Origin of the sequence: Kamptonema formosum PCC 6407 (assembly GCF_000332155.1) — a bacterium.
Classification (GTDB): Bacteria; Cyanobacteriota; Cyanobacteriia; order Cyanobacteriales; family Microcoleaceae; genus Kamptonema; species Kamptonema formosum.
The window spans coordinates 589,153-601,452 of sequence record NZ_KB235904.1 but is presented as its reverse complement, the minus strand read 5'-3'; the positions used below and the strand labels follow the sequence as shown (position 1 = coordinate 601,452).

The following is a 12,300-nucleotide window of genomic DNA, read 5'->3' as shown; positions in this document are numbered from 1 at the left end:
TTTATTCTTATGTGTGTATGTAAGGATGTAGCGATATTTATGCTAGATAGCCCAATTGCCGCTGCGCTTCAAATAAACCTACTGCAACGCTGACGGAAAGATTTAAGCTACGTACTCCTGGCTCGCTCATGGGAATGCGAACATTGGTGCAGGCTTCGAGAATCTCTGGGGGCAGACCGGTGGTTTCTGCCCCAAACAGCAGCCAGTCATTGTTTTGAAATTCAAATCGCGTATAACTGCATTGTCCTTTAGTGCTGAAGCCAATCCAGCGACCTCCGCGTTGTTGGTGGCAAGCTTTAAAAGCTTCTAGGTTATCGTGGCTGTGCAGGTTAACGTAGGGCCAGTAATCTAGACCAGCTCGTTTGAGATAGCGATCGCTAATTTCAAAGCCTAAAGGCCCAACTAAATGTAATTCTGTACGGGTTGCAGCGCAAGTACGGGCAATATTGCCCGTATTTGGCGGAATTTGCGGAGAAATCAAAACAACAGACGGCATAGTTCGGGAAGAAGGGGCTAGGGAAGAAGGGGCTAGGGGCTAGGGAAAAGGGGAATAGCTAGGGGCTACGATGCTCAGGGAAGAAGGGAATAGAATCTATGATGGCAGGAACTCACAACTTCCTAACCGCCAAGGCGGTTGCTATATAGTTGAAAGGAAGAGGGAAAAATATTTAGTGCTGACCGTGAAAGTCTACTTAAAGATAGAGGTAATATATAGCTTTTTATTATATACCATTAATTACTCTACCGATTAAATATTCTGATCGTTTGCAAAAAAGTAGTTCAAGCGACCAATTGCTGGCATAACTTGTCTTCAAGCTCTCTTTCCTGTTCTCGCATTGATTGAATTCCTTCAATAATTACGCTCCTGCTGTCAAGACAAGTATGATACATTTTCAACCATTGTTGAGCCTCATTACCTTCCCGAAGAATTTTTTTCAAGGGCGAGAGGAAGCAACTAAAGCCGCGTTGTTTTGCTATTGGCCAAACTTGCTGGTAAATTTCTTCAATCCAATCTCTAGCCAGAATTTTTCTACCATCTTGCCAATGTCTAAGTGTCGCATCCAAACTCAGCTTGGAGGCGGCGGCTTCGTTAGCCTCTGTCAGAGCGATTAAGTCTTGATTGCGGGTGGTGGCGGGTAGGGTGCTGATTTCCAGGGGATCTAAGCTGGGATCGGCGAGCATTTGCCAAAGACGAGCTTCTAGTAAAGCTGCGATCGCTAGCAGGGAAATGGGGTTGGTAACGAGGTCGCAAATTCTCATTTCTGCGCGATTGAGATTGTAGGGCCGGCGATCCCCATTAGGTCTTACTGACGACCACAGGTGTCTCACGTTTTGCATAGTACCAGCCACGAGTTGCTCCTCAGTCCAGTTGATAAAATGGCGGTGGCTTTCAAACAGGGGGACAATGGCTGGAGTTTTGGGGAACAGACCCCAGCGGGTGGAGTGATACCCCGTAACGGCACCATCCAAGAAGGGGGAAGAAGCACTGAGGGCGAGGTACAGAGGGGCTTCGACCCTGATCAGACGAATCGCTTGCATCAGCAGTTCTGGTTGAGCTATGCCGATGTTAATGTGAATGCTGGCGGTTACGACTTTGGTACCGTAGGTTTGCTCGATGTAGGTGTGGTAGGGGTTGTTGGGATCGGAGCGGAAAAAGCGATCGCTTCCGCCCAAGGATAAGGTACTCCCTGGAAGTATGGTATAGTCGCCCAACTGTTTTAAATAAGCACGCAGTTGCCGACGCGGTTTAACTAGGGCGCACAGGAGGCGATCGTAACTACACAAGGGCGCAGTAGTATATTCCACATTGCGGCTATCTGGCTCCCGCACAAATCCGTCTAAGTCTGACACAATCTTGTCGGAGAGACCAACAATATCGCCCTGGGGGGTGCCAGTGTACATTTCTACTTCAAAGCCTTTTGATAGCAGCACGTTTTTTCCTCAGCTAGGTTGAGTCCTGTTTTTTATTATCCTAGAAATTGATTCTATCGTGACTTCTTTCAGAGGAGATACTTTCTCTTGATTAGTTAGAGGTTTTCATTGGCGCTGAGGATGGCAGCCTATTGAGTACCTACCTTGAGAGGGATAGCCAAGAAGATATTAATCATGCAATTCTAAATATAGTTAATAGAAAATGTCGCCAGTGGGATGATGCCAGCAAGTATCATCAAGCAACCACCAAGGCTAGTAGGACGTTCTTAATTGCTCAAGCTATGGATGGGAATTGTATTTCCCTTCTCTCCTAGATAACTAAAGCCTTCCTTCTTATTTCTTCCTTTGGCTGTAAAGCATGAGTCAATCTTCTATCCCCGATTTCTGGAACCGACTAAATAATTCTACATTAGTTCGATTTTTGCTTTTATTTGCTTCAGGTTGGGCTTTCCTAACGCTTTTAGCTTACTTTGAAACGGTGATTGTAGTTTTCACGATCGCTTCGCTTGTGGCTTTCTTGCTTAGCTATCCTGTGCGATCGCTCAAGCGGTTTTTACCTCACGGTTCCGCTGTCACTTTAGTTTTCTTATTGAGTATTATAATAGTTGTAAGTTTAAGTGTGACAGTGGGGGTAACGCTTTTATCTCAAGGGCAGCAATTAATTGATAGCATTACTGAGTTTGTCAATGCTCTTGCACCTCTTTCAGATCGTTTAGAAGGTTTTTTAAGAGAAAGGAATCTTCAGGTAAATTTGCGGGTGATTGAAGAACAATTGCGAACCCAAGCTTTAGGGGGAATAGTTTCCAGCATCACTCTATTACAAACTGTTTTTACTAATGTAATAACTTTTATTTTTATTACGGCTGTTTCATTTTTCATGTTATTAGATGGCGAACGGCTTTGGCAGCTTATGCTTAATTTTCTTCCAAAGCACTTGCACAGGCGCTTCGCTCGGACTATTGAGCGTAATTTTTTAGGTTTTTTTCAGGCTCAAATTATTTTAATGTTGTTTTTAGTCACGGCTAGTTTTATAGTTTTATTAATCTTAAATGTGAGATTTGCATTGATTTTGGCAGTGATATTAGGCGCGTTTGATTTGATACCGGGTATCGGAGCTACATTAGGAATTGCCTTGGTATTTTTTATTGTCTTAGCTCAAAATTATTGGCTAGCATTTAAGGTGTTAATTGCCTGCATTATTTTGCAACAGATTCAGGATAATATTATTCATCCTCGGATTATGAAAAATTCACTTAATCTGAATCCGGTGGTAGTATTTTTTGCATTGTTAGTAGGTGCAAGAGCCGCCGGATTGTTGGGGATTTTCTTAGCGATTCCGTTGGCGGGAGTGATAGTTAGTTGGTTTGAAATTGAGGAAATGAAAGGGGAGTCGTAGGAAGGATGAATTGGTAATTGGTAATTGGTAATTGGTAATGGCTAATGGCTAATTGCTAATTGCTAATTGCTAATGGCTAATTGCTAATTGCTAATGGCTAATGGCTAATTGCTAATTGCCCATATCCCCCATCTCCCCCGCTCCCCCGCTCCCCCTCTCCCCCTCTTTCCCTAGTCCCTAGCCCCTAGCCCCTAGCCCCTTCTTCCCCTAGTCCCTAGCCCCTAGCCCCTAGTCCCTTCTTCTAATTTAATTAGGGATAGATTCAAATTCTGGGGGAAAGATATCGTCGGGTGCAGAATTAAAAATATATTCGTAATCAAAGCGGAAAGAATTTATATGACGCATAATAGCAAATCCACAATTGCAAACTTTATCTGTAGTAAAAGTTGCCATGACTAACTCGATCAACTTTTTATAGCTAATCTCAGGAACTTTGATATAGTAAGTACGGCGGGCAAAAAATATTTTTTCATCTTTAGGTACAACTAGAGCGTTGAGTTTATGGGCGTATTGAATCGGCTTGATGTAACTATTAATAAAAATTTCCTGGTTTTTCTGTAGCCTTGCCAACCTTTCCTGCTGCAACCAGCTCATTTTAAACATAATTTTAATGAACTCAATTCCTAAAATATAAGAGAAAACATTATTGCGCTCTTCTGTACTCAAAACTAAGCGTAATGCTGATTCTAAGTATTGATCTGGTTGTCGGTGTGTATCTTGAGCGGAATGGATATAAAATTGTCGAATATAGCCTCTAAGTACAGATTCATTCAGTTCAGTTTGAATGCGAAAACCGATGAGATGTTGCTTGACTCTGCTGAGAGTATCGACATCTTCTAGCATTTTTGAAACTAAGCCATCTGCTGTGTAATCATCCAAAAACTCTGCTTGCATCTGAGGAGAAGATGCACAAAGTATATAAGACAAGGACAAAACATAACGCCGCTGGTTCCAAGGCAAACTTTCAGCCCATTTTTTGACTTCGACAGGGAGTTTATCTAAAATAGTATTTGCCGGATTGTATTGTTGAGAAAAATCGGCGTATTGATGTTGTTGGTTAGCCATCATCTGAAACCGAGAGCGGTAAGTTGACAGAGTAATAAGTAGAAGGAAGAAGGAAGAAGGAAGAAGGAAGAAGGAAGAAAATTTTAGTTATCTAGGAGAGAAGGAAGAATGTTTATACAGTACGCTTTTTAGCCATCCCGATCTTATGTTTAATTAGGTGGATTTACTTAAATTGCAATTCTTAGCTAAGTGGAAATAAAGCTTATGCTAAGGTAGTTATAATTTATGAGCTATGAAATATTATAGAAGCCCCGATTAGTAGAAGGAGAAAGCTTTTGAGTATGTCTTTAAAATCCAAGTTCAAAAGTCATGTACAGTTTTGGCTTAGCCTACCCGTAGGGTAAAGCACATTGTGAGGAACGAAGCAATCTCAAAAGTCAAAGCTTAAAGCTCTCCAATCCTGCACCTTCCGCGATCTGCCTCACACTCTTAACCTGTTTAAAATCACAAAAATAGCTGATTTACCTCACCTCCCACTACTGTGAAAGTCACAGAGAGGACTTATTTGCATCACAGAGACAACGGTGAATTTAGCTGATGATTGAGACAGGTTGAAATAGCCTTGATTGAGAACAATTTCTAAAGTTAGTCATGGAAATTACTACAACTATTTTCTCAGAAAGCGATCGCTTGCACCCAAGTCTTAAAGATAAACTCCTGCACCCGTTGCGTCAATGGCTGGATGGGATTGAGGTGCGTGACCCCCAAATGGCTCGACGACTGTGCGAGTTCATTCCAGCTCAATGTCCCTTTGAGAGAGACATTTACCTATGGGGTCATCAGCTTTTCCACATACCACCTCTTTGCAAACTCAATCCGGTTTATGACGAATTGGTATGGTTGCGTTTCCGGGCGCTGTCGTTTTTGGCAGATGTATGCGGGGAAGATGTTACGCCTTACTGCTAATCGCAGGGGCGATCGCGAACTTGTTGGATAGATGGTCAGAGTATGGTAAATGGATGTTAAACTTTCCTGAAAGTGGGGTTGTATCCCGGATGTTTATTTCCGTAATTTGAGCAATAATAACTCATATTGGTGGACAAGTCTGTACAGACCTATTGAATCCAGATAGGTAGGTTGGTCAAAATCAACATCAAACGGTAGTAGCAGGTAAAAAAGTCCAACGGTAAATTCAAGACTCAGTTTGGGTAAAGGAACTGAAGATGTTTAATGTAACTGAGCTGCTAATTGATGATTTCGTGAAACGGCTGACTGATGGCTATCACCATACTTACGGAGGGTATAAGTCCGACTACGCAGATATTATTGGCTGGGCGGGCAGTATGGCTTTGGAAAATATTGCTAATAGTGATGCGCTTTACCACAATATCGAACATACTATTTTAGTGACGTTGGTGGGACAGGAAATTTTGCGTGGCAAACACATCCGTGAAGGTGGTGTTTCTTGCGAAGATTGGCTGCATTTTCACATATCTCTGCTTTGTCATGATATTGGGTATGTTAAAGGTGTCTGCCGCCAAGATCGATGCGAGTTGGGAGTATATGCGGCTGGTATAGGGGAGACTAAGGTTTCTTTGCCGTTTGGGGCGACGGATGCTAGCCTCGCGCCTTATCGAGTTGACCGAGGGAAACAGTTTATTGATGAGCGTTTTGGCGGTCACAAACTGATCGATACTGAGATGATTAAGCGCAATATTGAGCAAACTCGTTTTCCGGTGCCTGCGGGGGAAGATCGGCAGGATACGATTAATTATCCTGGTTTGGTTCGGGCGGCTGATTTTATTGGTCAGTTTAGCGATCCGCGATATTTGCAAAAGATTGGTGCGCTATTTTATGAGTTTGAGGAGTCAGGCATGAATCAGATTTTGGGCTATGAGCATCCGGGGGATATGTTGCAGGCATATCCTCAATTTTACTGGAATGTGGTTTATGGGTATATTAAGGATGCGATCGCGTATTTGGAACTGACGCAGCAGGGAAAACAAATTGTTGCTAACCTCAGCGCGAATGTCTTTCGGGTAGAACACCCTGCGGTTACTTCTGAGTTGGCGGTAGTGAGTTAGCAGTAATAACGCTTTAAGTAGTCGCACGAAATTAATTACATCAGGACTTAGGTAAAATCACAGTCCGGTTGCCATCTTGGAGGGTCAAGTCACCCCCAAGATGGCGGCGCTACGTCACGGAACTAATAACAGTATCGACGGCTGTGACATTTCTCCTCAACCATGAGTCCGCCCTCAGTCTAAAGGAAGATTGCACGCACAAAAACATTCCGTATGATGCTGTAAAAGGCAGTCTTAACAGTGAGCAAATATAGCCTTGCTCACTGTTAAGCAAATTTTGCTATTAAACTATATCTGAAAGCTAATCTTATGACACCCGTTACTCCCACTCAAACTTCAGAACAATATCACGTAAATAATCCCCAAGCAGAAGTTGAAGCTCTCGTAGAAGAAGTTAAACAGGAAAGCGAGATTGACTTAGAATTTCTATATACCAGAGATATAGAATTTCGCCAAGAAACCATTTATTTCATCGTAGTTGACCGCTTCTTCGATGGCGACGCAGAAAATAGCGAAGGGCCAAACCCGGAACTTTACGATCCAGAAGGAAAAGACTGGGGAAAATATTGGGGTGGTGACTTACAAGGAGTTATTGATAAACTTGACTACTTAAAAAACCTGGGAGTGACAGCGCTTTGGCTGACTCCTTTGTTCGAGCAAGTTGAAGCTTTATTTATCGAACAAGCTGCTATTCACGGTTACTGGATCAAAGATTTTAAACGGCTCAATCCTCGTTTTATCGCCAAAGATGAAAATCCTTCTCTTAACGCGACCCAAGAAACAAGAAATACAACTTTTGACCGTTTAATTGATGAACTTCACAAACGGAATATGAAACTTATTCTGGATATTGTCTGCAATCATAGCAACCCAGATTTTAGCGGTAAAAAGGGCGAACTCTACGACGATGGAGTGAAAATAGCTGATTTCAACGACGACAAAAATAACTGGTATCACCACTACGGCGAAGTTCAAAACTGGGAAGATGAATGGCAGGTGCAAAACTGCGAACTTAGTGGTTTAGCTACTTTCAATGAAAACAATATCGAGTACCGAAACTACATCAAATCAGCGATTAAACAATGGTTAGACCGAGGTGTTGATGCTTTACGAGTGGATACAGTTAAGCATATGCCAATCTGGTTTTGGCAAGAATTTAACGCTGATATTTTAACTCATCGGCCCGATGTTTTCATCTTTGGAGAGTGGATTTATAGCGATCCCAGAAGCGACAAGTCAGTTGAATTTGCCAATGAGTCTGGAATGACAATTTTGGACTTTGGCTTATGCGTGGCAATTCGAGGAGCTTTGGCGCAGGGTGCGGAAGGAGGATTTAATTTAATTCAGGATGTTCTGAACCTGGATCATCGCTATTACGGGGCAACGGAGTTGATTACATTTATTGACAATCACGATATGCCCCGGTTTCAATCATTAAATTCTGACCCAGAAATGCTACGGCTGGCGATTGATTTAATTATGACAACTCGCGGTATTCCCTGCATTTATTATGGTACTGAACAGTACCTCCACGATGATACAGATGGCGGCAATGACCCCTATAATCGCCCGATGATGGAAAGTTGGGAAACCGACACGCCAATTTACCGAGATCTGCGATTGCTCTCTGGTTTGCGGCGGCTAAATCCTGCTATTTCACTGGGTAGCCACTGGCAAAAGTATTTGACTCCTGATGTTTATTGTTATGTGCGGCGATATCGGGATTCAGTGGTATTTGTAGCCATGAATCGGGGTACTCCTGTAACAATTGAATCGGTTGATACTGAGTTACCAGACGGAGAACATACAGAGGTTTTATCACGCCGCAAGTTTGAAGTTAAAGACAGGATGTTGCATAATTTAGAGCTCGATTCGCGCGAAGTAATTATCTTCAGTCATGTCGGGGAGCGAGTTAAGGGGCAAGTAATTGTACGGGCGCAGCTCAATAGCGTTCAAACTCAGCCGGGTGAGAGGATTGTGGTAATCGGAGATTGTCCCGAATTGGGCAACTGGGATATTAGTAATGCTTACCCACTGGAATACATTAATACTAATACTTGGTTTGGGGAAATTCCTTTTAATGAAAGTGCGGGCAAGCTGATTGCTTACAAGTACGTTTTATTGCGGGAGGGACAGTCACCGCTGCGAGAAAATCTGGTTTGCCGCCGCTGGGTTTTAGCTCACGAAGGCACGGTTAAATGGCGCGATAAATGGTCATCAGGACGTGAGTCTTAGAGGAGGTTTTAAAAGTAGGGTAGGGTGGGAAAAAACTCACAAGGCTGATGCTGAGATTTGAAGAAACCAGCACCTTGTGAGTAATTTTTTGACTCGCTTATAACAGACTTACGCAGATCGTCCCAGAAACCGGGTTTTTGAGAGAATCTGTGGATAAGGGCGAAGTATTTTCGTCAAAAAACCCGGTTTCTTTGGTTGGTTGCGTAAGTCTGTTATACTTTTAAAACATCTTCAAAGATTAGTCGATCAAAACCCAGTTTATTTAGCTCTATTATGATAATTTCTTTGCTATTTAGCAGCAATAGCAATATTAATCTCTTCAAATCTGACTTTTCGCCACCTTAACTCCCTCAAATTATGAATCAAATTATGAAAAGGTAATGACAAAACTGCTTTACGCCTCAATAAAGCCAGTTAAGTTACTCTAAAATAGGTTATACTTTGTACTAAACTCTAGAGCTAGCCTCCCTTGTCGCTGTACATCTTTACATTTACCTTCAGCAATTGGTTAGCACCGCCGTCTCCGCACTGACTTTACCACTGAGACGGCGACCTTACCTTAGCGATACTTAATAGTCCTATTTTAATTGTTAATTTTTAATTCCTGACCGTTGCGTGTGTTACATTGAGCTTAACTATTTCACAACCTTTTCCTCCAGCACAGCAGACAGATGGTAATAACAAAACGTGGGCTTATTCTAAGTGCGACAGCGGTTATGCTGACTGCTGTCACAGTAACTGGGGCAGGTATTCATCTTTCCCAAAGTCAAGCATCCTTTCGCCAGAGCCCCAAGGAACTGGTCGATGAAGTTTGGCAGATAATTGACAAAAGTTATGTAGATGGTACTTTCAACCAGATTGACTGGAAAGCAGTGCGGAATGATTATCTTAACCGTACTTATACCAATGACGAGGAAGCATACAAGGCTATCCGGGAAATGCTGAAGAAGCTGGATGACCCTTATACGCGGTTCATGGACCCGGAAGAGTTCAGGAATATGCAGATTGATACTTCTGGGGAATTGACTGGCGTTGGTATTCAGCTAACTCAAGATGAGGAAACGAAAAAGTTGGTGGTAATTTCGCCGATAGAGGATACTCCTGCTTTTCAAGCTGGGATTTTGGCGAAAGATATTATTACCAAAATTGATGGGAAAAGTACGGAGGGAATGGATACGACTCAGGCGGTAAACCTGATTCGCGGCCCGATTAATAGCCAAGTGACGCTGACAATTTTACGAGGAAATAAGGAAATAGATTTTAAGCTAAAGCGGGCTAAAATTGAAATTCATCCTGTACGTTCTTCTGTTAACAAAAGTTCAGCGGGAGATATAGGATATATCCGCTTGAATCAGTTTAGCGCCAATGCGGCATCGGAAATGCGAGATGCGATCAAGTCTTTGGAACAAAAGAAAGTAACGGGCTATATCTTAGATCTGCGATCGAATCCAGGGGGTTTGCTCTATGGAAGTATTGAAATTGCGCGGATGTGGCTTAAAGAAGGTACTATTGTTTCCACAGTCGATCGCTTAGGTGAAGCCGATCGCCAAACGGCGAATCAACGAGCGATGACAGATAAACCATTGGTAGTTTTGGTGGATGGCGGTTCTGCGAGTGCTAGTGAGATTTTATCGGGTGCTTTACAGGATAATAAGCGAGCCGTTTTGGTGGGAACCAAGACTTTTGGTAAGGGTTTGGTGCAGTCAGTAAGGGGTGTGGGCAATGGTTCGGGGATGGCGGTAACGATCGCGAAGTATTTTACACCCAATGGCACGGATATTAATCATGCGGGGATTGAACCAGATTTTAAGGTTGAGCTGACGGAGGCCCAAAAGCAAGAATTGAGGAGCGATCGTAATAAGATTGCGACGCTAGCAGATCCGCAATATACCAAGGCTTTGGATGTTTTGACTCAGGAGATTGTCGCGAAACAAGGAAGCAATCATCAGGCGGAAACGAAAGCTAAATCAAAGAGTAAAAAGTAAAACAGGAATTACGCGATCGAGCAAAGAAACCGGGTTTTTTAGCGAATCTACGGCTTGTAAAGAAGTATTTTGGTTAAAAACCCGGTTTCTGAAACCCCAGGTGTAAGTCTTAATACTTTAGCTGTTATTGAGGTTGGCATTTTCCCGCTCGAATTAAACCGATACGACGTGCGATCGCTTCTTGTTGTGAATTATAGGGGCCCCACTTTTCTATGAGGGTGGGGTTTTCTTTTTTTTCTACTTGTTCGCTGGGGATAATTTCGCAATGGCCTGGGGGTTGTTTGACTATATAAAATTGAGATGTTGTCATGGGTGGATGTGGGAGAAAAGCTAGACTATAGTGTAGCAAATAGCCGCTATCAGCTATAATTTTAACATCAAAACACAAAGCGATCTCATATACCTATCTTTTGATAGATTTTGACTACTCTAAAAATCATTTTTTATATTTATGTTAAGCTTGGCTTGTCATAGCTAAATATTAAACACTCATACATCAATTCATCGGGAGTTTCAAATAATGAAGTTTAAATCCTTGCTTAGTTTTGCGATCGCTGCTATCGCGACATTTACTATTCCTGAAGTAGTTTTAGCTCAGACCAATGCTAATTTAAGTCAGCGCACGAGTATTACTCAAATTTCCGGTGAAGTCGTCAAAGTCATCGATGATGATAAATTTATTTTGAACACCCCCAACGGACAAATTGTAGTTGAAGGAGACTCGGATCTTCTCGGTCGCGTCAACCTGACTGTAGGTGAAAAAATTACAGTTAGCGGAAAATATGACGACGATAACGAGTTTGAGGGTAAAACCCTTACTCGCAGTAATGGTGAAAGTTTCAATATCGATGACTAAACCAATCGTTAATCAGTACAAGTGTTTAGTCTTCTTAAAACGCGATAAGTCTTTTCAAGAGCGACCAATCCTTTAAGAGAAAAAGCTTAACTAGCAATATCAAAACTCAACATAGCCTTTCACCTATCGTGTTAATGGATTTTTGTTATCTGCTGCTAAATTTATAGTTTGCTCAATTCTTTTCAACCTTGTCTCTGGACGTTTAGCACTGTCAATCCAAAACAAGATACTCTTTTTATTGGAATTACTAAATGCCTGAAAATATCTGTTTGCAGCTTCATTTGCTTCTAATGCCTGCATTAAATCCTGGGGAATTATTAATGCTTCAATTGCATCTAACAAAGTCCACGATCCATCTTGTTTTGCCACTTCAATCTTTTTAATACCGGCCTCAGTCATCAAATCCTGTGCGAGCAGTTCTTCAATATATTGCTTGTTTAATTTTGACCAGACACTTTTAGGCTGGCGCGGAGTAAATATCTGCATATAGCGTTCTTCATCTAATGATTTGACCTTACTATCAATCCAGCCAAAGCATAAGGCTTCTTTTACCGCTTCAGTATATTTAATACTTGGTAAATTACTTTTGACTTTGTAGTAGATCAGCCACACACCTCTAGAAGTGTTACAGTTTTTCTCCAACCATGCTCGCCATTCCCGGCGATCTTTAGCATAAATGGTTTCTAATTGGCAATCGAATTGTAGCATAAAACGAGTTAATCTGAATGGTGCGAGTAAATTAATGCCAGTAAATTATAGAGAATAGCCATCAGACTCTCCTAGATAACTAAATTTTTCTTCCTTCTT

Annotated in this window: 11 protein-coding genes; 6 read left to right on the top strand and 5 right to left on the bottom strand. The window is 42.0% G+C overall.

Translation table 11 applies throughout. The annotated features are described in order from the left end of the window. Window positions 1-37: 37 nt before the first annotated feature. Together OSCIL6407_RS0119570 and gshA are read right to left on the bottom strand one after the other, a co-directional pair. Complete coding sequence (locus OSCIL6407_RS0119570) at window positions 38-496, bottom strand: tRNA (cytidine(34)-2'-O)-methyltransferase (RefSeq protein ID WP_007353612.1); 459 nt, start codon at window positions 494-496, stop codon at window positions 38-40. Between the two features lie 284 nt (window positions 497-780). Continuing rightward, on the bottom strand, window positions 781-1,932 hold the full coding sequence (gene gshA, locus OSCIL6407_RS0119565; RefSeq protein WP_007353613.1) for a glutamate--cysteine ligase: 1,152 nt from the start codon (window positions 1,930-1,932) through the stop codon (window positions 781-783). 358 nt (window positions 1,933-2,290) lie between these two features. On the opposite strand from gshA, the gene OSCIL6407_RS0119560 reads away from it, so the two are divergent. After that, window positions 2,291-3,328 carry an AI-2E family transporter gene (locus OSCIL6407_RS0119560; protein ID WP_007353614.1) on the top strand — a complete coding sequence of 346 codons (1,038 nt, stop codon included), beginning with the start codon at window positions 2,291-2,293 and terminating at the stop codon, window positions 3,326-3,328. Window positions 3,329-3,574: 246 nt separating this feature from the next. On the opposite strand, the gene OSCIL6407_RS0119555 is transcribed toward OSCIL6407_RS0119560, so the two are convergent. Next, window positions 3,575-4,393 (bottom strand): hypothetical protein, encoded by an 819-nt coding sequence (locus tag OSCIL6407_RS0119555; protein WP_019487572.1) that lies wholly within the window; start codon window positions 4,391-4,393, stop codon window positions 3,575-3,577. A 591-nt stretch (window positions 4,394-4,984) separates the two neighbouring features. Between OSCIL6407_RS0119555 and OSCIL6407_RS32800 the strand changes: the two genes are divergently transcribed. The 4 genes from OSCIL6407_RS32800 (at window position 4,985) to ctpC (ending at window position 10,637) form a co-directional block, all read left to right on the top strand. Then, entirely contained in the window at window positions 4,985-5,299 is a 315-nt protein-coding gene (locus OSCIL6407_RS32800; protein ID WP_007355865.1) for a Mo-dependent nitrogenase C-terminal domain-containing protein, read from the top strand. A gap of 257 nt (window positions 5,300-5,556) precedes the next feature. After that, a complete protein-coding gene (locus OSCIL6407_RS0119550) occupies window positions 5,557-6,417 on the top strand; it encodes an Npun_R2479 family HD domain-containing metalloprotein (RefSeq protein WP_007355866.1) in 861 nt (286 codons plus the stop codon). Window positions 6,418-6,726: 309 nt separating this feature from the next. Next, window positions 6,727-8,652 (top strand): alpha-amylase family glycosyl hydrolase, encoded by a 1,926-nt coding sequence (locus OSCIL6407_RS0119545; RefSeq protein WP_007355867.1) that lies wholly within the window; start codon window positions 6,727-6,729, stop codon window positions 8,650-8,652. A 671-nt stretch (window positions 8,653-9,323) separates the two neighbouring features. Then, entirely contained in the window at window positions 9,324-10,637 is a 1,314-nt protein-coding gene (gene ctpC, locus OSCIL6407_RS0119540; protein ID WP_019487571.1) for a carboxyl-terminal processing protease CtpC, read from the top strand. Between the two features lie 124 nt (window positions 10,638-10,761). Here ctpC and OSCIL6407_RS0119535 read toward each other — a convergent pair whose 3' ends face one another. Beyond that, window positions 10,762-10,947, bottom strand: a complete 186-nt coding sequence (locus OSCIL6407_RS0119535) for a DDE transposase family protein (RefSeq protein WP_007355869.1) — start codon at window positions 10,945-10,947, stop codon at window positions 10,762-10,764. A 210-nt stretch (window positions 10,948-11,157) separates the two neighbouring features. Here OSCIL6407_RS0119535 and OSCIL6407_RS0119530 point away from each other — a divergent pair, with 210 nt between their 5' ends. Beyond that, window positions 11,158-11,493, top strand: a complete 336-nt coding sequence (locus OSCIL6407_RS0119530; RefSeq protein WP_007355870.1) for a hypothetical protein — start codon at window positions 11,158-11,160, stop codon at window positions 11,491-11,493. Window positions 11,494-11,616: 123 nt separating this feature from the next. On the opposite strand, the gene OSCIL6407_RS0119525 is transcribed toward OSCIL6407_RS0119530, so the two are convergent. Beyond that, on the bottom strand, window positions 11,617-12,201 hold the full coding sequence (locus OSCIL6407_RS0119525; RefSeq protein ID WP_007355871.1) for a YdeI/OmpD-associated family protein: 585 nt from the start codon (window positions 12,199-12,201) through the stop codon (window positions 11,617-11,619). Between the last annotated feature and the right edge of the window lie 99 nt (window positions 12,202-12,300).